This is a genomic window from Photobacterium sp. HL06, from assembly GCF_059552575.1.
Window position 1 is genome coordinate 1439930 of sequence record NZ_CM183915.1, and the last position, 22525, is coordinate 1462454.

Genomic DNA, 22525 nt, shown 5'->3' on the forward strand with positions numbered 1-22525 from the left:
AGTGGGATTATTGCTCAGGTAACATATTGATCGACAGTCAGGGGAAAATAAAACTATTCGATTTCGGCTATATGTACCAGTTTGCTCCACTAAAGGATTTTAATAGCAACGGACAAGACGTACCGATTTTCCATGGTGTAGAACGCTTTGAGACCCGCTTCTTTTTCGATTATTTATTGAAAAATCCACTTAACTTATCGTCTCATGCTTTATTTGAGTTATATCGAATTGAAAAACAGTGTGCATTGGATGCTTATCAATACAAGCTGACAAAGCTGATTGAACTTAGGATTGATGAGTCCGTGCTCACCCGTCAACAGTCTATCAATAGTCGGTGGCAGCAGGCGCTTGCTAATGAGACAGCTTTGCAAGAATTGTACTTACTAGAAAGCTATCGATCGAATGTGCTGGATTTGTTAGATGACTTGCATGGCAAATCCTGCTCTCCTATTACAATCAAGAAAGCGAACTTAGTACTAAGTTTAATTGAAAATTATTTTGAGCCCTTACAGGTAGGCAATGCGTTCTTCTTCGGTGATGAAGAGTTGGACAAAAACGAGTTAATGACCAAGTATCGAAAGTTGCGTAAAGATGCTAAGCGTTATCAACATTGACAATGTGGTCATAATATAATGAACCATTCCTCTCCATAACGTACCGCGGTGCTATGATTATGGTGAAAATCGTTTTTTTTCAGAAATTGCAATGCAACGGTAAAAAAAGGTCATCGACAACCAATTATACAGTAGAGTTTTAAAAATCAGCGCCAGGAAATGAGCCATAATTTTAGCCATGCTGGTGTCCCATCATCCACCTAATCTAAATGTGGTTTATGAGAGCTGAGCTTTAGTGATAATCAAGCAACATTATTCAATCTTGCCTTAACTAATAATTTTAAACTACTCCCGAACTCGATACTAACATTGGAAATCAATATAAGACTACAATGAACAATATAAAATTAAACTCTTACACATCACTATTGAACAAGCTTGGAAGTATACAGGTTCGCTCTATGTTTGGTTTTTTTGGGATTTTTATTAATGATACTATGGTTGCTTTATTCGCTGAAAATACACTTTACGTACGCACTAGCACCACAACCAGGAAACACTATCAAAAACGATCGCTTAAGCCATACTCTTACATGAAAAATGGCCATCTTTTCACAACAAATTACTTCGAGTTACCTAAAGGTGTTGATAATCAACCAGAACTAATCATCAGCAAAGTAAACGAGGCGCTAATTGCGGTAAATAATGAGAAAGATACAAATCGCGACACCACAGTTGAAAGACTTAAAGACCTCCCAAACTTACAGATGAAACATGAACGTATGCTGAAAAAAATAGGAATCAACTCGACGGAAAAAATGAGGCAAGTAGGTGCATTAAAAACCTATATGATGTTACAAAAAGAATTCAACTCGGTACCGTTAGACATCACTCTTTTATGGATACTAGAAGGCGCAATAGCCGGCGTTCATTGGGCGACCATCTCCCCAAGTCGACGAAATGAACTATTAAAGGTTTTGTCGCAAGCTAGAGTGGTAGGTTATGATCTCCATCAACATTCTGATCTGAGCCAGCAGTTTTAGACACCGAGTTAAGCGAGTAAAATCACTTAACGAGGTAAACAATGACAAACACTAAAACACGTATCAAGCACACCGAAGAGTTTAAGGAACAGGCGCTTAAGCTTGCTGAAAGAACATCGGTTCCAGAGGCAGCACGACAACTCAATTTACATGCTTCCCAAATATACGGCTGGCGTAAGAACGCAAGGAAGGACTCCGCCAGTGAACGCGAGGCTGACCTTGCAGCCGAAAACGCTCGTCTGAAGCGCCTCCTCGCCGAGCAAGCGGAGGAGCTTGAAATAGTAAAAAAATCCGCCACCTACTTCGCGAAGCATCTAAAATAGCGAGCTTTGAGTTCATGCAAGTGCACCTTGAGCAGTTCTCCGTAATGAGAATGGCCAAGGTTCTTGCTGTATCGCGTAGTGGGTTTTACTACTGGCTAAAGCATCGCCATGAAATTAGTCAACGAGATAGAGCACGTACGCTGCGTGACATAACGGTCAAAAAGGCGTTCGAAGCTAGCAAAGGTCGTGACGGTGCAAGACGTATCCAGGTAGAACTGGCAGAGCAAGGCAGAGCAAGGCAGGCTCGGGGCGTGGTGTTATCGGCCTTTCATCTTCCTGTACTTCACCACCTTGATACCAGCGGCGGTAAGTCCGTAAATCGATCTCAGCTTCGTTACATGCATTTTCTAACCTACTGCCGTTCTGGCGAGCCTCATGGATTAGCGCAACCAGGCTTTGCCTTTCATCGGTCGAGGTTAGTCGTCCTCTGGTTCTTCCCCGTAAAAGGCTCTCAGCTTTTTTCTCAATACCAGTAAGGCAGCTGTTTCCGCTAAGGCTTTCTCTTTATGGCGAAGTTCTATCTTTAACTCTTTGATTTCCCGCTTATCCGCTTTGGCTTGCTTCTTCGCTTCAGCTTCTCGCTCCTTACTGGACATGAAGCCTTGCATACACTCGCCGCGCCATTCCTTAACCTGAGCAGGATAAAGTCCTTTTTCACGGCAGTACTGGCTCAGTTCATTCTCAGTCATGGAATAGGTTTCTGCTACAACTGCCAGTTTGGTTTGAGCTGACCACTGCTCGGAAGAAGTATTACTATCTGGCACAACGGCTCCTGATTCTATGAGTTGTTTTCGCCAATTGTACAGCGTGGCGTCACTGATGCCTTCTTCTTTTGCTACTTCCGCTATCGACCGAGAGTACGGAGGTAACAACTTCTTCAATATTGCTTCTTTTCTTTCCTGCGGATAACGAGACATTCTTTACTCTGCTACCGCCCCTAACTGGTTAAATTTTAACAGTGACATCTATCCTGCCAGAGGGGGGGAACAAGCATAACCTCAAGACGATATCAGATAGCATGAAAAGGCAGAGCCTGGTTGCAAAAGCTGCGCGTAAATTTAAGGTCACAACAGATAGTAAGCATTCCTTACCCGTTGCGCCTAACCTTCTGGAACAAGATTTTACTGCTGATGCACCGAATCAGAAGTGGGCTGGCGATATCACCTACTGTGTGCCCGGAGTTCAGGGCGAGCATGGATGCTGAAATTGAACCACAAGTCTATCTGAAATCTACAGGTGACAAGGCTGGAGCCGAGTCACTGTGGCTATGCTGGGTTGTGACAGCATATGAGCCTGAGCGGCAGTGATTTATCGATGCTGGTAAAGTGATGTAACCCGCTGACAACGGGGGAGTGAGACGAACTCGTTACGTCAAGATGCTCCTCTAGGTTGAGTATTGGACGGATGAAGAACATGAACTGATTAACCCGCATCTATGGGCTGAAATGTCGCCACTGCCTACACGAGTTAACAGGCAGTATGACGTAGTGTGAGTGAGACAAGTACGCTCAATCACACCAATTTGCAGAAGATATGTATGTTTCTGGCAATGGGTAGAAGTGCTAACACAAATCAACTTCTTAGCGTCATCACCTTACAGCACGATAAGGCTAAAGACTGCGATCAGCGTCCACCCCAATATGTTCGAGTTCAGGTAGGTAAACCGGGGAAGGTCTGTTTGAATGCCAAGGGAGCATGCCCCCGATGACAAACAGGCTGACGGAGTTCTCGTAGTAGTCCGAGATGGGGAAAGCCCATTACATGGCGCAGGAGAACAGTTTAATTAACTTGTGTCAGCAGATTAGTTGACTGTAATTAGGTGAAGACCTCTGATAATCAGCGAAATGCAACGCAAGCTAGCAACATGGACGGCAGACGATGAAAACCGCAGGGTAAATCGCCTGCTTCGTCTAATTTCTCATCCTGACTGGCTGTATCATGCGGCGGAGAGAACACTCTCTTCCAAAGGGGCCAAAACACCAGGCGTGGACGGTATCACTAAATACCACCTGAAAGAGAAATTGGGTGACTATCTTCGTGCACTTAGACTGGAGTTGCAGTCAGGTAATTACCAGCCTATGCCTGCACGACGCATCTATATCCCTAAAGCGAATGGGAAACAGCGCCCATTGGGGATCCCGACTTTGCGCGATCGCATAGTACAGCGAGCAATGCTAATGGCCATGGAGCCAATATGGGAGAATGACTTCCACTCATTATCCTACGGTTTCAGGCCAGAGCGCAGTGTTCACCATGCTATGCGCACAGTTAAGCTACAGCTTACCGATAATACTGAAACACGGGGCCGATGGGTGATCGAAGGTGACTTAGCCAGTTACTTTGACACTGTTCACCATCGACTGCTCATGAAGTGTGTACGTAAACGAATAAGCTGTAATGGGTTTAATACTCTGCTTTGGCGGTTTATCAAAGCGGGACATGTTGAACGCAACCTTTTCTGTGCGACAAGCGAAGGTGTTCCTCTGGGTGGTGTTATCTCCCCATTGCTATCGAATATCATGCTTAATGAGTTTGATCAGTATCTTAATCAGCGTTATTTGAGTAAGAAAGCACGCAAAGACCGATGGTACTGGAATCACAGCATTAAAATAGGGCGAAAACCAGCGTTGGAGAACAATCGGCAATGGCAGCCTGCCGTAGCCTATTGTCGCTATGCTGATGACTTCGTTGTTATTGTCAAAGGCACCAAGCTAGACGCTGAACACATTCGGGATGAATGCCGTTCTTTCCTTGAGGGAAAGCTACAACTCACACTGAATATGGAGAAAACCCATATTACCCATGTGAATGATGGCTTTGTCTTCCTGGGACACCGGATCATCCGAAAGCGCGGCCCTAAAGGCAATATGCGAGTGGTCTCCTCTATACCGAAGATTAAAGCAAAAGCGTTCATTTACTCTCTGATAAAAGAACTGTCCGGGGATTTCAGTTGCAGCAAGATAGACAAGGTGGAGAAGATTAATCAGAAACTCAGTGGCTGGTCACAGTTCTATCGCCACACTGACTTTACGGCTATGACATACAGACGAATAGACCGGGTCGTCTTTTGGAAATTAGCACGTTGGCTCACTCGCAAATACCGTTGCCGAATCAAAGCACTATTGATGAAGTGGTGTAAACGTCCCGAGCCGACAAAAGCTAAGACATGGGTATTATTTGGCAAAACCAACTTGGGGAATAAATGCGGCGTATCGTTGTTCCGCCTAGTGAGTAGTCCCAAGATGCCATTTCGGTGGCGACTGCCAGAGAGCAATCCCTATCTTAGGCAAGAAGTCAGAAATACGGTTACTTCCCGCTACGCTGATGTTGCTATGGCCGTTGGCCATAATTAAATGGAGAGCCGTATGCGCTGAAAGGGTGCGCCGTGGTACGCACTAAATAAATAGCCAACTAAGTTGGCCGGAGGTCAGAGGAAATGTCTCCGAGGTGAACAACTTACCCGAATTCGAAAGAATGAAGGGACAAGAGCATGTTTGTAAAGCGGGGAATAACAGAAAGTGTGTATGTTGTGGCCCTGCAACGCCTGAATGATATGGTTAAAGCTAAACTGCCTGAACCCTAATAGCCAGTGGTGGTGCGCACACTCTTCGGTAGCACACTTGTACGCCGAAGTTATCAACAGTCATCAGTTCACCTTACGCTGGTGATACCCTCTGGTTGATAAACGATGAATAATGAATTCATTTAAGGCTATGAGTGGGGAACCTAAGTCATTCTAGAGACGTTTATTGGTGACGGAACACGGGATTGCCTAACGGGCGAGAGCCCTATGGTGACGGAGTTTCAATAGTAGTCGAGGGAGTAACGCCCCTCCGGGGAGAACAGGAAAGCTGTTTACAGGGCAAAGTGGAACAGGTAATTGGATAAAGAGGCATTATGAGGTACGCGTGATGCGAAGCGCCGAAGTAATACTAGATATCATACATAAGCGTGGCCAACAGGCCTTACCGTTACAGAAGGTATATCGGCTACTGTATAATCGGGACTTTTACCTAAAAGCCTATGGCAAAATCTATCGAAATGATGGTGCCATGACTTCGGGTAGTACGGAAGAAACAGTAGACGGAATGTCTCTAGAGAAAATCGATTGTATTATTGATACTCTGAGGCAAGAACGATATAGATGGACACCTGTTAGAAGAGTCTATATTCCAAAGAAGAATGGAAAATCTAGGCCGTTAGGTTTACCAAGTTGGTCGGATAAATTACTTCAAGAAGTTATTCGATCAATTTTGGAAGCGTACTACGAGCCACAGTTTTCTGATTGTTCACATGGTTTTCGCCCAAGGCGTGGCTGTCATACTGCATTACGACGTGTTATGCAGAAAGGCAGAGGAACAAAATGGTTTATCGAGGGAGACATTAGCGCCTGCTATGATTCAATAGATCATGCCATATTATTGAATATTCTGCGTGAAAAGATTCACGATAATCGTTTAATTCGTCTAATCGAAAATCTGTTGGAAGCGGGGTATTTGGAGAATTGGAAGTTCAACGCCACATTCAGCGGTGTACCGCAAGGATCACTGGTTGGGCCGATACTTTCAAATATCATTCTCGGAAAACTGGACCAATATATCGAAGACCAAATCGTACCGGCATATACCTGTGGGCAACGAAGAAAAACAAACCCAAAATATCGCGCCATCACTCTGGCGGCATCCAAAGCTCGAAAAAATGGTGATAGGGATCTGGCAAAAACACTGAACCAACAGGCTCAGAAATTGCCGTCTAAAGATCCAAATGATCCAGACTATCGACGCCTTTGGTATGTCCGATACGCGGATGACTGGTTGTTGGGACTAAGTGGTCCCAAATCCGAATCAATGGAAATCAAGCAAAAAATTGCTCACTATTTAGAGCATGATCTGAAATTTCAGCTTAGTGACGAGAAAACCTTAATCACTCATGCGCGCAATGAAAGAGCAAAATTTTTAGGTTATGAGATCCACATCCTACATGCTGACGAAAAACATGACCACAGAGGTCAACGCAACATCAACGGTAGTGTAGGTCTTCGGGTGCCAAAAACAGTAGTTAAAAACCAAAGTGCCAAATACCGGCGCAGAGGTAATGCGATTCACTTAACTCAACGGGTCAATGATCATCCGTACAGTATTGTTAGACAGTATCAAGCAGAGTATTGCGGGATAGTGCAATACTATCAGATGGCATACAACCTCCACACTATGGGTTACTTAAAGAGGAATGCAGAGTTGTCACTCGTGAAGACTCTGGCAAAGAAGTACAAAACAACTTGCCCTAAAATTTACAAGAAGTACGGCACAACGCTGGAAACTGAAAATGGAACTTTCAAGGCATTAGAAGTTGTTGTTCCTCGCCCAGATAAACCACCATTAAAGGCGCACTTTGGTGCGGTCTCTTTAAAGTGGAATAGATGGGCATCGTTAAATGACTCTGTAATAGTGAATATATGGAACCAGAGAAGTGAAGTGGTTGAGCGCTTATTAGCTCAAAAATGTGAACTCTGTGAATCCACAGATCGCGTTGAAGTACACCATATACGCAAACTGGCTGACTTGGAGAAAAAGGGCTGCAAAGTTCGTCCCGAATGGATGAAAATAATGGCAGCGCGTCGGCGTAAAACATTAGTCGTTTGTGAAAGCTGCCACCAAAACATTCATACGGGTAGATATGATGGGAAAGCTCTAATGTAATCAATTACTGGAGAGCCTCGTGACACGGAAATCGGTCACGCGGGGTTCGGTGGGGGGCAATTGGAAAAGTGTCGTTGGTAACTCGCTGGTTGCCTACCCTACTGCACGTACGGTTCGGGGAGGAGAGGTAGAGAAATAGTACGACTACGCTCTGCCTCTTACTCTACTGATGACAAGTGAGGGCTGGCTTTATCTTGCTGTAATTATTGACTTGTACTCTCGACAGGTAGTCGGCTGGTCGATGGATAATCGTATGACAGCAAACTTAGTCGGAGATGCGTTGAAGATGGCACTGTTCCGTCGTGGACTGCCTGAAGAGGTCATCGTTCACAGTGATCGTGGCAGCCAATACTGCTCAAAAAGTTACCGCGAGATAATCAACTCTCATAATTTAAAACAAAGCATGAGTCGAAAAGGAAATTGCTGGGATAATGCTTGTGTGGAAAGCTTCTTCCACTCGCTAAAAGTTGAAGCTATCCAATACGAACCGATTATGACCAAAGAAATGATGCGGCAAACGGTATTTGAATATATTGAGGTTGATTACAACCGAACAAGAAGGCACAGTGCTCTTGGGTATCTAAGCCCCGTCGTATTTGAACAGAAGAATGTCGCTTAACTTAGTGTCCAATCTTGTTGGGGCAGATCACGCAAGCCTACATCCATCAGACTGAACAACGAATCGATAAAACCTTCTAAAGCGTAGAGTGGTAAGTTGAAGAACCCTATCAATATCAGAGCCGTTTCAATCACAGAATCGCCGAACTCGTTGTTTCGACTTCTGCGCCAAGAAGGGGTATAGCAGTACCAGTTGGAGATAGCTACTTCTTCCATCAAAACGTCAACGACCCTCTGCTTATTGATGCTTAATTGTAGGCACTCCAGTTCGTGACTTTTCCCTCCGATTTTATCCATCCGCTTCAACCTTTGCTCTGTTCTCATGCCCATCTAAATGGGCACGAAAACCAAATTAGAACTTTGGGTATACTCTTGGTCTATATGGAGAAGTCGCTATACATCATGACCGACTTCATTTAAAGAAAATCCTGCCAATCTTCTAGCCCATAAGACTTCATTATCTCACCAATTTTCCCAGACGCCTTAAGCTCCTTCATCCGATTATCAAAGTAAGTCATCATCTCTTCTACTTTTGCAGCTTCATTTGCACTAGGCGTGAATGCCATAAAAATTTTGGCACTATTAACACAGCCAGATACTTTATAATCATCTGATAAACCGAGTTCATTTAGTTTATACATCGTCGAGTTATGAGTGAAAACGAATGCATCTATTCTATTTTTATCTAACTTTTTTATACTTTTATTGATATAGTTTTCACCATATGGTAGCGAGTCAAACTGGCTGGAGTTTTGTTTGATATAGTTATCTAATTCTTCAATAGATGTATCTGAAGCAATTCCAACTTTCATACCATTCAAAGATTCAGGACCACTATATGACCATGCGGAATCATTTTTTGTGATGAAGCACATCCTTTGGAGCCCAACCTCTTGCATAGGAAATTTCAGGCCAGGAGCTTCTTGCTTCGCAGGTGAAAGTAATGCGTGCGACTTTCCAGTTTCTACGTTATTGATCGCCCTGGACCATGGGAAAACACTCACATCCAGCGTATAAGGACTATCCCTAAAAACCTCTTTTACAGTATCCATTACGTAACCAGCTTTACCTCCACTACTACATAGCTGAGGACACCAGTCGATAGAACTCACTTTCAAAGTCTCTGCACTATGACTATGTGCCGAAACTAAAATCGAAGCTGCTACAAATAATTTTTTCTTCATATATATCCCTAATTAACTTTAAATCTTGACACATTAACTACAAGTTCACCGGCAGAAGTGTTTATTTCACTTGCGATGGACATTATTTCGTTTAACTGGTTTTTACTTTCAAATCCTGATCTCACAATCACTGTTGAACTCTTGCTTAGCTCCGTCGATATGACATTTTGCTCCTCTGCTGCTGATGAAATATTCTCTGTCATCATTCCAATATTGGTGATTCCGGATTGCATATTTTCAAGTAACTGTTCCGAGCTCTGAGCGTGGTCAACACACGTTCGACTTGCGTTGTAAGATTCAGCAATTAACGTTGTAACATCACTTGTACCATTTTTTAGATTCGTCAATGAGTTATGGATTTGCGTTGTACTCTCCTGAGTTCTGTTTGCCAACGCCCTGACTTCATCAGCTACAACGGCAAACCCACGCCCCTGCTCTCCAGCTCGTGCCGCTTCTATCGCAGCATTCAGGGCTAGTAAGTTGGTTTGCTCCGCTATATCTCCAATTATTGTAAGTAAGGTGTCTATTGACTCGACATCTGATTTTAGTACTTGGACAGCTTTGGACGCACTACTAAGCTGTTCCAAAAGTGAAACATTCAGGTTAACCATAGATTGAGTTGCCGAAGAAATGGCTGTTGCATCTTCAGTAGCAGTGGTAGCACAATCAGCTGTTTCTTTCACATTCTTGGCAATTTCGTTCACTGCTTCAGAAAATTGATTTGTGGCTGTATTCAGCAACTCTGTTTCTTCATGCTGCGCCACCAATAACTGATGACCTTTAGACGATGAATCCGTCAATTTGTCAGATAAAATCACTGAGCGCTCAACAGAACTCTTAATCTCGGAAACTAAGGTTTCAACTTGCCCAACAAATTGATTGAAGTACTTGGAAAGGAGACCAATTTCATCACTACTACTCAATGGAATTCTTTGGGTTAAATCAGCCTCGCCAGAAGCTATTTGTTTCATTCGTTCTGTAATAGCGCTTATGGGTTTAACCACCACGATAGTTAGCGTTAAATGGACAACAGCGACCATAACGAGTATGAGTATCAGCTCCTCTACTATTAAGGACACAATTAGACTGTGCAGTTCACTATTTATATATAAATCATCTTTATAAATAATTAGTGTACCAACAAATGTTGAATCACCATCGCTTTTATATTCTAGGTTATATTTTCTATAATCATCTTTCACACTAAGCTTTCGTTCATCTTCATCTTCTTCTAATATTATAATATTACTAATATATCTTGCCCTAGTCTCGGATTCTATTAGAGTCTGTATTAATTCTTCATCTAGATCCCAAATTGCTGTTGGCAAACTAACTTTTAGTCTATCAGATACTAATTCTATCTCTTCATTCTGCTCACTGAGTAATTGGTGTGACTTCATTAGGTACTCATAGAAACCAAAAATGGCTACTAAAAGTGAAATTGAAATCAACATCCATATTCCAATTTTTGTTGATACTGAATATTTCATCCTTATACCTTCCAACGTCCCTTTTCTGCTTATAACTTTACATTTGGCTCATGTTCTATCTTCATCATTCATTACGATAAATGACAAATCTTCCAATTGTTATGTCCTGCGGTCTCTCCGTTGCGTCCTTGTGTCTCGGAGGGTTTAATTATGTGATACTGTTACTTCGATAGCCTGCAAAACTACTTGCTAGGTTGTTAGTAATGATTCTCTTGACCAGACCTCTCCTAAGCAAAGAGTGGCTCAAACTTATTGTCACCAATGACAGGTGGGTGAAGCGTCTGAATTTATTACCATTTCCATTCTTATAACTTTTATATCTAGGGTATACCCAATCAACTTGAAGATGCAGGCTTGAGCAATCTTTAATGATCACTCCCATATGTTATTTGTATGTCTACTATTGTCTTGCCTCATTTGTTCACATACCATGTGAATAACATAAATAACTTTCACAGACCACGAAAGGGAATTAAATTGAACTTGTTTAGTCAAAACACTGTCTCTGTTGCAGCAGCAGTGGATCTAATTGAAGAGATTATTTCTATCGATTCAAATACTCTAGATTACGAATCGAACAAAAGACTTTCAAAAATATTATCACTGGACTTGAAGAGTCGAATAACTGAATCAGATTTTTTGCATATTTGGCATACCATCGATACTTTTCACCCAATGCCTGAAATAGGACTTATTCTAGGAAAAAAAATCATTCCTAGTTCCAAAGGTTTGCTTGCTAGCTGGGTTAGTCAGGCTAATTATATCGAAGAAGCACTGGATATATTCATTAAAAATATCTGTCTAATGAACTCGAGTGAACACTGGACGAAAACGATTAGCGGAACAACTTGCACGATAGCCTTAAACCTTGACCACAACAAGAGTTATCCAATAAAAGCAATTGAAAGAAGTATGAGTGCTATGGTGTCGTGGGCCAATGTGTTAAGTGGAAAAGATTTTCCCCTCATTCACGCAACCTTTAATTTCTCTAAACCAAGTTATATTCAGATGTATAAATCAATATTTGGGGAGAATCTACACTTCTCATCTGATTACAATACTTTGGTTTTTCCTTCAAAATATCTACAGATACCAATCATAACCAGTAGTCTATTACTAAAAAAAGTAGCAGAAAAAGAAGCCAAACAAGCTATCAATAAGCTTCAAGAACCTTTAACTAACTCCGCCAGAGTAAGAGCTCTTATTGTCAAGCAATTAGATACAGGGCAACTACCACTTGTGGATAACGTTAGTCAATACATGCATATCAGTAGGCAAACTCTACACCGTCGCTTGCAAGCTGAGGGGACTAGCTACAAAGTGATTGTTGACAGCATTCGCAAAGAGAAAGTAAAACACTCTCTAGATAATGGAGAATGCAGCATTACTGAGTTAAGCTACCAGCTTGGCTTTAAAGACACTAGTAGTTTTTACAAAGCTTTTAAGAGATGGTTTGGAGTCAGCCCGATAAGCTATAGCTCGTTATAAATGATGGCTTTGTCGCAAACTGGAGTCGTAGGTTATGATCTTCATCAACATTCATCACTTCCAATATCATGACCATCAAATTCACAGGCTGTCATTTTCCTTCCGAGATCATACTGCAGTCTGTTCGTTATTATCTTTCCTACAAACTGAGCTACCGTGAAATTGAAGAGATACTGGCAGAGCGTGGCATCATTGTTGATCACTCAACATTGAACCGGTGGGTACTCAAATTTTCGCCATTGCTGGAGCAGCGAGCGCGCAGAAGAAAGAAACCGGTGGCTTCCTCGTGGCGGATGGACGAAACGTATATCAACGTAAAAGGTCAGAAGTATTACTACCGGGCTGTTGATAAATATGGTGATGTGATTGATTTTCTCCTGCGTAATAAGCGGGATGAAAAGGCAGCGAGAGCCTTTTTCAACAAGGCCATCGGCCAACACGGACTACCAGAAAAGGTGGTGATTGACGGCAGCCATTCCAACGCATTAGCACTGCACAATATCAACGTTGAGCTTTGGCATAGCAGACGCATGCTGAGCCTTATTGAGATCCTTTCAATTAAGTATCTGAACAATATTGTTGAGCAAAGCCACCGCAGAGTGAAGGGTAAAATGAACCAGGCACTGGGCTGGAAATCTGACGAAGGCGCAAAGGCTACACTTGCTGGTGTCGAACTGTGGACGATGATTAAAAACGGGCAACTCGACAACCCTGAAGGCTTATCTGTTTGGGAGCAGTTTTACGCGCTAGCAACCTAATTGTATCTGAAAATCAGTACGCTTGCACTTCTAGAGAACTTTGCGACAAAGCCGCTTGACGTGCCCATTGAGGTTGAACCGGGCGCTTATGTGCTAATGTGGCACAAGCACTTTGAGCTAGACCTTAGCCACCGTTGGCTACGGGAGATGATTGCCGAGAGTGTTAACACCAGTGACGGCCAGTAGCTAGCTACGCATTTTGCACTAAAGCCCAGCATTACGACTTAGTGTATAGCGGTAACCGTGATTGGTAGTTTACTGCTTGTTTTTAGCAATGGGGCGATGGCGGTGATGTTCTCTTCCAGCCACTTCCATGCTGCATTTTTAGGGATCAGCACCGGCATTCTGTCGTGGTAGGGGCTGCAGATTTCATTGGCGGCGGTGGTGAGGGTAATCAGTTGTGGTACGTCTGCCGGAAACCAGATCCCTGCCATGTAAAATGGCCGTTCGTCGCTATGGCTAAACAGGTACTTCTGTTTGCGCGGTGCTCCCTCGTCATGCCATTCAAACCAGCCACTGCAGGGAATTAGGCAGCGGTGGTTCTGCATTGCATGGTGAAAGGTTTTTTTCTCGTTTACCGTTTCAGACTGGGCATTGATGATCTGCCGCTTGGCCCAGCTTGGCTGGATACCCCATTGGACATCTTGCTGTTGAACCGACCCTTGCACATAAATAATGGTTGATACGGTTTGGCTTGGTCGAAGATCCAGGTTTTCCTCGGCTTTAAAATCACACCCGATCTCGTCGCTGACCATTTTGTTGAACATCCCGCCTGACACACTGAATCGTCCGCACATGCTGAGTACCCCTTCTTCAGTTGGTGGCCGCTTGGTGCTTCCTGCCTGAGTTTTTTATAGTTTTTTAGGAACAAGCCTGCGTATAAAAAAGTATGAACGCTATAGAAAGATGTGCAAATGCAGTTATGAGAGAATGTGAAAGCCCGCTAGGCTGCGGGCTTGTTTTCATTGAACTAATTGCGACTTAATTGCCCTTACAGTACATCAATAGTGATGTCGTCAAAGCTGTAAAGTTCCCCACCGAACTCATTGATAAAGACTTCAGCATCGGTTTTCTTGCTAAAGCTGGCCAGTGTCTCGCCCATAGCGCCTTTTTTTTCTGAGCCTATAACAAACCAGGCCTCTCGTGCATCAATGAAGTAGCCATCTTCCGGATGCTCCCATGGGGTCTTGCTCATATCATGAACGAAGATTTCTTTAACCTGGCGCTTGTTCTCGGGCTGCAGGACAAAGCTGAATAAATCTCGGGTTGAGCAGAACTTGTTCACTGTATCTGATGACTTACTATAATTCTCCCCTTTAGGACCCGGGAAATTACTGATGATCATGCCGCACAGGTGGCACTCATCTGCCTGTTCTATAGCAACGGCTTGCCGAACCATGGCTTGTTCCGCTGACTCCTGTTCGCTGCAGGCTGCCACTCCCAATACAAGCATTAGGGCAACACTGATAGTCCTTAGAGGGTGTAAACTACGCATTTTTGTTTCCTTACTAATTGAATCGTTAATTATTTTCTTAATTTGAGTTATTGGTTCTTATAGCTTTTTCTTTTTGAATACCACTGAGGCAATTGCCAGCGGTGTGATCACCCAGCCGACCATCATTAGCAGCAGGGTTGTTGGCGAGCGGCTTTGGTCGATAGCGACAGCCAGCACGCCATTAACATCACCCGTATCTAATGCGGCAAGGTTAATAAGCCTGAACAAGTCAGCTGGATTGAACATCATCAGCTGTACCAAATGCTGCTGTGATAGCCCTTCTTCGACCCCAACCAAAATAGCCAGTAACGCCAAGTCAAAGACCAGGACAAAGAAAAACCAGATCATCAGGGCAATACCCGCCGCCTTGGATTTTTCTGATACCGCCAGGCTGATCACATAGGCAATCGCGATAAAACAGAGCCCCAAGAGGGTTGCCGTGAGAATAAACAGGCTGAATGCTGGGACGACAGCCACAAAGTCGGATTGTACTGCCAGTAAGAAAGCGGCACTGCCAAAGCCGAGGCAGGTGGCCAGGGTGATGATGGCACCCTGTCCTAAGAACTTCCCGAGTAACAGTTGGACATGGCTGATAGGGTAGGTCAGCAATAGCAGCAAAGTACCGGATTCCTGCTCGCCGACAAAGCTGTCATAACTTAACAGCAGTGCAATTAGCGGGATCAGAAATACCGCGAGGCTGGACAGGCTGGCAATGGTCGATGATAACGATGCCATGCCTAATTGTCCGGAAGCAACCGAGCCGTAATAGCTCAGCCCTAATGAGAGCACGGCAAAAATCAGGGTGATGGAAATTAACCAGCGGTTGCGCAGGCCATCCTGAAACTCTTTTATCGCGACAGCAAAAACAGGGTTCATGAGCTTACAGCCTCCGATTTATTGAGCATATTAGATGGGTTTGATGCGCCTGGTTGCTCTGGCGCTGTTGAGCTAAGGGTTGTGCCATCATTGAGATAGTATTGGTAGAGCTGGTTTAAGTTGGCTGGCTCGACATGTAGATCACCTAACTGATCATAGCTAAGCAGTTTACGCAGTACTGCCAGCTTATCGCCTTCGGGAACCAGCAACTGACTGTCACCAGCCCGATATTGACTGAGGGCTGGATCATCTTGAAGTACGTTGCCAAGCCCCCGGGTATAGATCGTAACAGGCAAACTGGCCTGTTCGCGCAATTGTGCCAGGGTTCCCATTGCCTGCTGCTGGCCACCTGACAAAATCATTGCCCTGTCGATATGCTGCTCCACCCCCGGCAGAATATGGGAGCACAGAATGATACTGGCACCGTTGCTCTTGAGGTTGTCTACCGTCTGGTAAAACTCTTTGGTCGCAATGGGATCAAGGCCGACAGTGGGTTCATCAAGCAATAGCAGTTTGGGCTCACCTAAAAAAGCCTGGGCCAGTCCCAGCCGCTGACGCATGCCTTTGGAGTAGGTTTTCACCTTGCGGTTCATCGCTGCGGTTAGTCCTACCTGTTCCAGCAAGGCGATGACCTGTTTTTTGCTCACCGATTTAAGCCGGGAGAAATAGGTCAGCACTTCCAGCCCGGTTAGGTGATCATAGAAACTGACGTTTTCTGGCAAATAGCCGATATTCCGCCTGCTGTGCCAGGCTTGCTGGGACTGCGGGTCGACACCGAAGATTTTCACATCACCGTGGCTGGCTTCGATAACGCCGAGGATGAGCTTCATCATTGTGGTCTTGCCAGCCCCATTGTGGCCAAACAGGCCGAGTACTTCACCAGCATCCAATTGCAAGTTGATATTTTTCAATGCTTCAACCTGCTGATAGTGCTTGCTCGTATTGCGCAATGAAACAATTGGAGAGGTCGCTTTGTTTGAAGAGGTCATAGTAATGCTGTTACCCCGCAGCTCGGTCGTTAGTAGGTCGCTTATTGTTTGTTGACAATGCGTTGTTCTCCGTTGCTGAAGGTACTGTCATCAATGGAAAGCTGTCTTTGACACCGGCAGGTTTTAGTACCGGAAATTGTTTTTGTATCCAACGCAACATCAAGATAGCCGGGCTATCGAGTAATACCTTGGCCTCCGGATACTGCCAAACTAATTTATCGATCCCGTCATTGGGCTCGAAAGGTGTATCCCCGCGGCCATCGTTGTCTAGATCCCAGCCAAGGTAGTTACTCCAGAAGTTACCGATGCCGTTTTGGCTCCACTCTTGCTCTCGGTTAGATACGTACTTTACCTGTACCGGGTTATTGATGAAGCTATTGCCGAACACTTTGACATTTTCAGAGCCGGCCGTGAGGTGAATACCGATTTCAGCGGTATCGATACTGTTGTAGCTGAGAGTGTTGTAGCCCGAGTTATAGACAAACAACCCTTTGCCGTCACGCCCCATGACTTTGTTTTCAGGCTTGGTCCAGACGTTCTTAATCCGGTTGTGGCTGATATCGGAATAGGTAATAAAGTTCATCAAGAAGCCGTAATCTTCGCTGTTGCGGCTTTCATTGCCATGCACCGTTAGCTTGCGGGAACTCATCAGTGCGTATCCTGCCCGGGTGTTATAGGCCAGGTTGTCCAGCACTTGGTTGCTGTGGGAGTACATATAATGGATCCCATAGCGAAGGTCATGCATGGTATTGTTTTTCAATACGTTGTGTTGGCTGGCAATGATGTACAGGCCATCACGGGTCTTGCTGACTGTATTGCCTGTGACTTCGACATCTTCAACTTTCGACAGTTGAATACCATTGCCCCTGTCGGCTGAACGTAGCTTGGGGTTGCCTTCAACCTCGTTGCCTTCAACCTTGATATGTTTTCCGCCCTGTAGCCAGATCCCGAAACCGTCGCCCTGTAGTTTGTTATTGCGAATGATCAGGTTGTTGGCTTTTTTATCAGAATAGATACCGGAATTTTGCGCGGTTAAATCACTGCCCCAATTAATGATGGTTAGATCTTCAATTAGGATGTTTGAGCTTTTTAGCCGCAGAGCATGCCCCTGTCCGCCCGCGTTGATGGTGGCGGTATTATTACCCGTCAGGGAGATGGCATGGCGAAGGATAAAGTTCCCTGAATATTCGCCGGCAGCCAACGAGACGACATCGCCATTTGAGGCAGAATCCAGCACTGCCTGCAAGTTGTCGTTGGTTGTCACCTGTAAGGTTTTAGCCAATGCGACGGGCTGGAAACAGAGCAGAGTGAGCAGAGCTATTATTGGTTTCATCATCGGCTGTTTAATTTCCTGCATAATCTTTAACGCATAGTCTTTGCATAGAGATGGTTCAAAAATAGTAAGGCTCGAAATAAGGAGGCTCCAGACTATAGATACATAGGGGATTATTGTGCTGATAAAGAGTGAGAATAAAGTGCCAGGCCGGCTGGCACTTTATCAGTTAGGTTATACCAATCAGCATAAGTATTTGAACACTTACTTATCCCGATTGGTATTGCAGTTCTTCCTATACCGGATTAGCGGGTTAGGCCTCAACCAGCATACGGCCACGCATTTCCATGTGTAGCGCGTGACAGAACCAGTTACAGTAGTACCACTGAACACCAGGTTTATTGGCAATAAAGGTAATGGATGCTGTTGCCTGAGGAGCAATTTCCATCTGAACGCCATGGTTAGTCATACAGAAACCGTGGGTTACGTCTTCCACCATGTCGAGGTTGGTGACAACCATAGTAACCTCATCACCCAGCTTGACCTTGAATTCATTGAGCCCGAAGTTCGGTGCAACCGATGTCATGTAAACACGCACTTTGTTGCCGTCACGAATCACCTTATTCTGGGTCATCACATCGACACCATCTTTTTTCGCCATGGCCACTGTTTCTGCGAAGATAGGATCATCACGTGTCCACAGTTTTTTAGGTTTGACCTTGCTACGGTGAACGATCATACAGTCATGCGGTTCGGCATAAGTCGGGCCGTCATGAACCAGTTTCATTTCATCGCCGGAGATATCAATCAGCTGATCATTTTCAGGACGTAGTGGACCGACTGGCAGGAAGCGGTCTTTGGAGAACTTACACAGAGATATTAGCCATTTGCCATCAGCATCTCGGGTTTCACCCTGAGACGTATGGTTGTGGCCAGGCTGGTAATGCACGTCTAGCTTCTGGCGGATGTAGTTAACTTTCTCGCCGTTATAAGCCTTGATGGCATCTTCAACATTCCACTTGGCAATCTGGCTATCAAGGAACAAAGTCGTGTAGGCATTGCCACGGTTATCAAAGGCAGTATGTAGAGGACCGAGGCCTAGCTCCGGCTCTGCAACGATTGTGTCACGCGGCTTGATTTTGTCGTCGAACAGAGCGTCTAGCTTATTGATTGCAATAACAGAAACTGTTGGCGAAAGTTTACCGTTAGCAACAAAGTACTTGCCGCTTGGCGATGTGTTCAGTCCATGCGGAGACTTAGGTACCGGAACGTAGCGTGTTAGGTCTGAACCTTTACGGCCATCAAGAACAGGAATATCATTGCCATTGTAAGTCTTGAACTTGCCTGCTTTCAGAGCTGCTTCACAGCGCGCCAGGTTGAAGATAACTACGTGGTCACGCTCTGCGGTGATCATCTCGCCCAGGTTCATCCCCATTTCAGAGTTATAGCAGGTTGAAGCGAAGTACTTACCGTCGTAGTCTGCATCTGTGTTATCGAGGTTACCATCGACCATCACCTGGAAAGCCACTTCCATCTTTTCGGCATCAATCACGTTAAACAGTGAACGGTAGGTGCTGACATCTTCAAGTGACGACTTGCCGTCATTGTTCATTGGAATTTCAAATTCGCCGTTACAGATCACGTACTTGGTTTCAGGCACCTTCTGAACACGTAAACCGTGGATAGCCTGAACATTCGGGATCGTGATCATTTTGTCTGTTTTCATCACATCACAACGGATACGGGCAACTCGGCTGTTGGCCTTGTCGTTAATGAAAACATACTTACCGTCGTATCTACCATCAGTCATACTCATATGAGGGTGGTGGGAATCCCCCGCCAGCATATCGACACTGTCGCCCTTGATACGCTTACTTTCGTTGGTTAGGCCCCATCCCGTTGCACTATCAACGTTAAATACAGGGATACGCATTAATTCACGCATCGATGGCAAACCCATAATACGCACTTCACCGGAATGGCCACCACTCCAGAAACCATAGTATTCATCTAGGTCACCAGGGTGAACAAACGGGCTATTACCGGCTTCTGCTGCCTTGGCTTGCGCCATTGAAGCAAACATTGCTGCTGACATTGGAGCAACCGCCGCGCCCAGACCGATAGCGGCAGTTTTACCGAAAAACTTACGTCGCTCTTCGTTTGGCAACGTTTCCTGGTTAGCTTGCTCTATCAGATCATTGTTTTTGTTATCACTCATGGTTGGCTCTCCATACCGTTATAAATTACGTGATCACTATTATTAATATGTGCAGTGCCACGTATATCAGGTGTTATGTATTTCTTCTTGTTTTCACGTTATTTCGTAACTATTCGATAGTTACTCGATATCTATTATTCGGCACTTACTCGGTAACAACGACTGGAATATCCTGCTGTTTGTCACGGCGTTTTTTACGTGCCAGTTTTTTCAGCGGCGGACATTTTTCTTCGTTGTAATAGGTGACCTGGCAGTCCAGGCAATAATGACATTCACGCATATTGATCACGCCATCGGGCTGGATTGCCTGGATTTCACACTCTTTCGCACATGTCTTACATGGGGTGCCACAGTCAGGACGACGTTTGAGCCAGTTAAACAGGCGTACGTTGTTGGTAACCGACAGTGCAGCACCCAGCGGGCATAGGTAACGACAGAACGTTTTTCGGTTAAACAGATTTAGCAAGATCAAGAATGCAGCCCAGGCGATAAACGGCCACTCACGATCAAACTTCAGTAAGAAGGTGGTTTTAAACGGTTCGATTTCGGCAAACTGCTCAGCCATTGCAAGCGAGTCGAGTGAGATGCCGAATAAACCCAGCAATATTATATACTTAATAGCCCACAAACGTTCATGCACGGCATACGGCAATTCGAACTGAGGGATTTTAAAGTGACGGGCAAATTGATTGACCAGCTCTTGCAAGGCGCCAAACGGGCACAGCCAGCCGCAGTACACAGCGCGGCCCCACAGCAAAATGGTAACTGCCGCAGCACACCACAGAATGAAGATAATCGGATCCAACAGGAATAAATCCCAGGAAAAATCGCTCATCAGTGCCTGTAAAAAGGTGAAGACATTCACCACAGACAGCTGTCCGCCCCATGACCAGCCGATAAACACCACTGTGACAGCCAGGAAGCCATGACGCAGGTTATGCATAAAGGTAGGGTGGCGAACCAGTATGTCCTGGAAGAACAAGATCATCAGTAATACGCCCAGCAGGATAAGGAGTATCACGACCTCGACCTGACGTTCTTTCCATACCTGTTGAGTCAGTGATAATTCTGGTTCTGGCACAATGGCTGGTGGGGTGTCGACATACTTTTCCAGCATGTCATAACGGCCCTTGAAGCTGGTAAAAATGCTGTCCACAGGGCCAGTCTGGCGCCTTACCAGCAGCTCAAGCTGCCAGCTTGCCCCCGGGTCAAGTTCGTGGTGCGCCTGTACCCGAAATACTGACATCTCCTTAAATCTTGGTGCGCCGTCTATGTAGAGATCGGTAATGCGGTTATGGTCGAGGTCACGAAATGAAACTTCATTATCACTCTGGTGGATTTGGATGCGATCGAAGATCCCGCCACGAACATAACCCGAGCCTTTAAACGAGTAACCGTTGCCCAGCACTGCCACAAGATGTTCACCCGGCTTTAGTGATTTCATTAACCATTCGTAGTCGGCATCACCGAACAGGTTTCGGCCGATAGTGGGCACGTCGGCAAGTGCAAAGTAGATTTCGGCAAACATCTCCTGTTTTTCATCAGCCGGGGCATTATCAATATGCTCGGCTACTGTGCCAACAAAGGCTTCATCAATTTTTGCATTGGTCAGATAGAGCTTTCGTATTGAGCCGTCACCCGTTAACTGGAGCCAGTCTGCTTTTTCAAACTGGTCTTGATGAATGGTTGAAGGTGGCTGGATGATAGTTTGTTGTTTCTTAATAATGCCGAGTGCCTGGGCCACTTTTGTCGCTGCTTTGGTCACAGCTACATTCATTACCATCACTGTTACTGTCGCACCGGACAGGCCGTCAACCGCGACATAACCCTCATTTTTATTGCCACCGACTTTGATTCTGTCTTTCACAGATAGCCCGGTGTACTGATCAGCAAATCCCCATAGTTTTGTCTCCGGAATACCCGCTAGAATAATTGGTTCATGGTGTTCGAGAACCTTGGCTGTCAGGTAGTTACCTTTCGGGTCGATAGCCACCAGCATATTGACCGGCTCGCCGGAATAGGCAGGAATGTTGGCGATGTCATTGGTTTCAAAGGCGTAGCCAATGATCTCTTGATCGTTATAGATACGCCAGACAGGGGGCTCCCCTTCCTTGTCTGCAATTTTTGTTGCACCGGGAAAAGTTTCTTTGATCAGGGGAATAGGATCTTTCGGTGGGCTAACAAACAGAGCGCTTGCCGGTGTGATACCTCCAACAAAGAGCGAAATGAGTAAGATCACACGAAAAATCATAGTACTGAATATGTTGGATGTTTTCACCAATGAACTCCCAGGTACTGCTTTACCTAAGTTACCACCTAAAGTCGCATATTAAATGCAACTTTGATGGGTGCACATGATTAAGATCAATTTCTTCATATGTTATTACATTTGTATAAACAAACTGTGACATGTCTTGCAGAGGTATTATTTGCAATGCGTGCAATTAATTACTCAGCTTATGGTTGAGTAGTGGCTGAGAAAGTGACGTAAGTGCTTTGTTGATGGTGATTAGTGAT

The 22525-nt window shown here is 44.9% G+C and carries 18 protein-coding genes and 3 pseudogenes; 10 read left to right on the forward strand and 11 right to left on the reverse strand.

Features of this window, described 5'->3' with window-relative positions:
• Nucleotides 1-26 precede the first annotated feature (26 nt).
• From AC51G0_RS24555 to AC51G0_RS24565, 3 genes and pseudogenes are all read left to right on the forward strand, one after another.
• Entirely contained in the window at nucleotides 27-614 is a 588-nt protein-coding gene (locus AC51G0_RS24555; protein ID WP_496302160.1) for a hypothetical protein, read from the forward strand.
• A gap of 401 nt (nucleotides 615-1015) precedes the next feature.
• Complete coding sequence (locus tag AC51G0_RS24560; protein ID WP_496302162.1) at nucleotides 1016-1597, forward strand: TfoX/Sxy family DNA transformation protein; 582 nt, start codon at nucleotides 1016-1018, stop codon at nucleotides 1595-1597.
• 41 nt (nucleotides 1598-1638) lie between these two features.
• A pseudogene (locus tag AC51G0_RS24565) lies at nucleotides 1639-2183 on the forward strand (transposase); the annotation flags it as partial.
• Nucleotides 2184-2336: 153 nt separating this feature from the next.
• On the opposite strand, the gene AC51G0_RS24570 reads toward AC51G0_RS24565, so the two are convergent.
• Entirely contained in the window at nucleotides 2337-2837 is a 501-nt protein-coding gene (locus AC51G0_RS24570) for a transposase (protein WP_496302164.1), read from the reverse strand.
• A 74-nt stretch (nucleotides 2838-2911) separates the two neighbouring features.
• Between AC51G0_RS24570 and AC51G0_RS24575 the strand changes: the two are divergent.
• From AC51G0_RS24575 to AC51G0_RS24590, 4 genes and pseudogenes are all read left to right on the forward strand, one after another.
• Nucleotides 2912-3088 (forward strand): annotated as a pseudogene (locus tag AC51G0_RS24575) (IS3 family transposase); the annotation flags it as partial.
• Between the two features lie 676 nt (nucleotides 3089-3764).
• A complete protein-coding gene (gene ltrA, locus AC51G0_RS24580; RefSeq protein ID WP_496302166.1) occupies nucleotides 3765-5273 on the forward strand; it encodes a group II intron reverse transcriptase/maturase in 1509 nt (502 codons plus the stop codon).
• A gap of 558 nt (nucleotides 5274-5831) precedes the next feature.
• Entirely contained in the window at nucleotides 5832-7619 is a 1788-nt protein-coding gene (locus tag AC51G0_RS24585; RefSeq protein WP_496302168.1) for a reverse transcriptase/maturase family protein, read from the forward strand.
• A 166-nt stretch (nucleotides 7620-7785) separates the two neighbouring features.
• Nucleotides 7786-8238: pseudogene (locus tag AC51G0_RS24590) on the forward strand (IS3 family transposase); the annotation flags it as partial.
• On the opposite strand, the gene AC51G0_RS24595 reads toward AC51G0_RS24590, so the two are convergent.
• The 3 genes from AC51G0_RS24595 to AC51G0_RS24605 all read right to left on the reverse strand — a co-directional run bounded on the left by AC51G0_RS24595 (nucleotide 8235) and on the right by AC51G0_RS24605 (nucleotide 10911).
• Nucleotides 8235-8534, reverse strand: a complete 300-nt coding sequence (locus AC51G0_RS24595; protein WP_496302169.1) for a transposase — start codon at nucleotides 8532-8534, stop codon at nucleotides 8235-8237. The pseudogene AC51G0_RS24590 and the gene AC51G0_RS24595 sit on opposite strands and share 4 nt — an antisense overlap.
• 119 nt (nucleotides 8535-8653) lie before the next feature.
• Nucleotides 8654-9421 (reverse strand): substrate-binding periplasmic protein, encoded by a 768-nt coding sequence (locus AC51G0_RS24600; protein WP_496302171.1) that lies wholly within the window; start codon nucleotides 9419-9421, stop codon nucleotides 8654-8656.
• An 8-nt stretch (nucleotides 9422-9429) separates the two neighbouring features.
• Nucleotides 9430-10911, reverse strand: a complete 1482-nt coding sequence (locus tag AC51G0_RS24605; protein ID WP_496302173.1) for a methyl-accepting chemotaxis protein — start codon at nucleotides 10909-10911, stop codon at nucleotides 9430-9432.
• A 477-nt stretch (nucleotides 10912-11388) separates the two neighbouring features.
• Between AC51G0_RS24605 and AC51G0_RS24610 the strand changes: the two genes are divergently transcribed.
• The 3 genes from AC51G0_RS24610 (at nucleotide 11389) to AC51G0_RS24620 (ending at nucleotide 13343) form a co-directional block, all read left to right on the forward strand.
• On the forward strand, nucleotides 11389-12399 hold the full coding sequence (locus tag AC51G0_RS24610) for an AraC family transcriptional regulator (protein ID WP_496302174.1): 1011 nt from the start codon (nucleotides 11389-11391) through the stop codon (nucleotides 12397-12399).
• Between the two features lie 68 nt (nucleotides 12400-12467).
• On the forward strand, nucleotides 12468-13157 hold the full coding sequence (locus AC51G0_RS24615; RefSeq protein ID WP_496302175.1) for an IS6 family transposase: 690 nt from the start codon (nucleotides 12468-12470) through the stop codon (nucleotides 13155-13157).
• Nucleotides 13158-13343: a hypothetical protein gene (locus tag AC51G0_RS24620; protein WP_496302176.1), complete on the forward strand. Its 186-nt coding sequence runs from the start codon at nucleotides 13158-13160 to the stop codon at nucleotides 13341-13343.
• A gap of 38 nt (nucleotides 13344-13381) precedes the next feature.
• Here AC51G0_RS24620 and AC51G0_RS24625 read toward each other — a convergent pair whose 3' ends face one another.
• The 7 genes from AC51G0_RS24625 to nosR all read right to left on the reverse strand — a co-directional run bounded on the left by AC51G0_RS24625 (nucleotide 13382) and on the right by nosR (nucleotide 22286).
• Nucleotides 13382-13954 (reverse strand): SOS response-associated peptidase, encoded by a 573-nt coding sequence (locus AC51G0_RS24625; RefSeq protein ID WP_496302178.1) that lies wholly within the window; start codon nucleotides 13952-13954, stop codon nucleotides 13382-13384.
• A gap of 194 nt (nucleotides 13955-14148) precedes the next feature.
• Nucleotides 14149-14652, reverse strand: a complete 504-nt coding sequence (locus AC51G0_RS24630) for a nitrous oxide reductase accessory protein NosL (RefSeq protein ID WP_496302179.1) — start codon at nucleotides 14650-14652, stop codon at nucleotides 14149-14151.
• 57 nt (nucleotides 14653-14709) lie between these two features.
• A complete protein-coding gene (locus tag AC51G0_RS24635; RefSeq protein WP_496302181.1) occupies nucleotides 14710-15528 on the reverse strand; it encodes an ABC transporter permease in 819 nt (272 codons plus the stop codon).
• Nucleotides 15525-16517 (reverse strand): ABC transporter ATP-binding protein, encoded by a 993-nt coding sequence (locus AC51G0_RS24640; protein ID WP_496302182.1) that lies wholly within the window; start codon nucleotides 16515-16517, stop codon nucleotides 15525-15527. The genes AC51G0_RS24635 and AC51G0_RS24640 overlap by 4 nt, the downstream gene beginning before the upstream one ends.
• Before the next feature lie 10 nt (nucleotides 16518-16527).
• Complete coding sequence (locus tag AC51G0_RS24645) at nucleotides 16528-17853, reverse strand: nitrous oxide reductase family maturation protein NosD (protein ID WP_496302184.1); 1326 nt, start codon at nucleotides 17851-17853, stop codon at nucleotides 16528-16530.
• Nucleotides 17854-18103: 250 nt separating this feature from the next.
• Nucleotides 18104-20008, reverse strand: coding sequence for a TAT-dependent nitrous-oxide reductase (nosZ, locus tag AC51G0_RS24650; RefSeq protein WP_496302185.1), 1905 nt, complete (start codon nucleotides 20006-20008; stop codon nucleotides 18104-18106).
• Nucleotides 20009-20153: 145 nt separating this feature from the next.
• Nucleotides 20154-22286 (reverse strand): transcriptional regulator NosR, encoded by a 2133-nt coding sequence (nosR, locus tag AC51G0_RS24655; protein ID WP_496302187.1) that lies wholly within the window; start codon nucleotides 22284-22286, stop codon nucleotides 20154-20156.
• Nucleotides 22287-22525: the final 239 nt, after the last annotated feature.

Coding starts and splice junctions, on each gene's coding strand:
- ltrA (WP_496302166.1), top strand. CDS start 3,765: ATGCAACGCAAGCTAGCAACATGGACGGCAGACGATGAAAACCGCAGG.
- AC51G0_RS24560 (WP_496302162.1), top strand. CDS start 1,016: ATGTTTGGTTTTTTTGGGATTTTTATTAATGATACTATGGTTGCTTTA.
- AC51G0_RS24570 (WP_496302164.1), bottom strand. CDS start 2,837: ATGTCTCGTTATCCGCAGGAAAGAAAAGAAGCAATATTGAAGAAGTTG.
- AC51G0_RS24605 (WP_496302173.1), bottom strand. CDS start 10,911: ATGAAATATTCAGTATCAACAAAAATTGGAATATGGATGTTGATTTCA.
- AC51G0_RS24630 (WP_496302179.1), bottom strand. CDS start 14,652: ATGCGTAGTTTACACCCTCTAAGGACTATCAGTGTTGCCCTAATGCTT.
- nosZ (WP_496302185.1), bottom strand. CDS start 20,008: ATGAGTGATAACAAAAACAATGATCTGATAGAGCAAGCTAACCAGGAA.
- AC51G0_RS24640 (WP_496302182.1), bottom strand. CDS start 16,517: ATGACCTCTTCAAACAAAGCGACCTCTCCAATTGTTTCATTGCGCAAT.
- AC51G0_RS24615 (WP_496302175.1), top strand. CDS start 12,468: ATGACCATCAAATTCACAGGCTGTCATTTTCCTTCCGAGATCATACTG.
- AC51G0_RS24585 (WP_496302168.1), top strand. CDS start 5,832: ATGCGAAGCGCCGAAGTAATACTAGATATCATACATAAGCGTGGCCAA.
- AC51G0_RS24600 (WP_496302171.1), bottom strand. CDS start 9,421: ATGAAGAAAAAATTATTTGTAGCAGCTTCGATTTTAGTTTCGGCACAT.
- AC51G0_RS24645 (WP_496302184.1), bottom strand. CDS start 17,853: ATGATGAAACCAATAATAGCTCTGCTCACTCTGCTCTGTTTCCAGCCC.
- AC51G0_RS24595 (WP_496302169.1), bottom strand. CDS start 8,534: ATGGATAAAATCGGAGGGAAAAGTCACGAACTGGAGTGCCTACAATTA.
- AC51G0_RS24635 (WP_496302181.1), bottom strand. CDS start 15,528: ATGAACCCTGTTTTTGCTGTCGCGATAAAAGAGTTTCAGGATGGCCTG.
- AC51G0_RS24625 (WP_496302178.1), bottom strand. CDS start 13,954: ATGTGCGGACGATTCAGTGTGTCAGGCGGGATGTTCAACAAAATGGTC.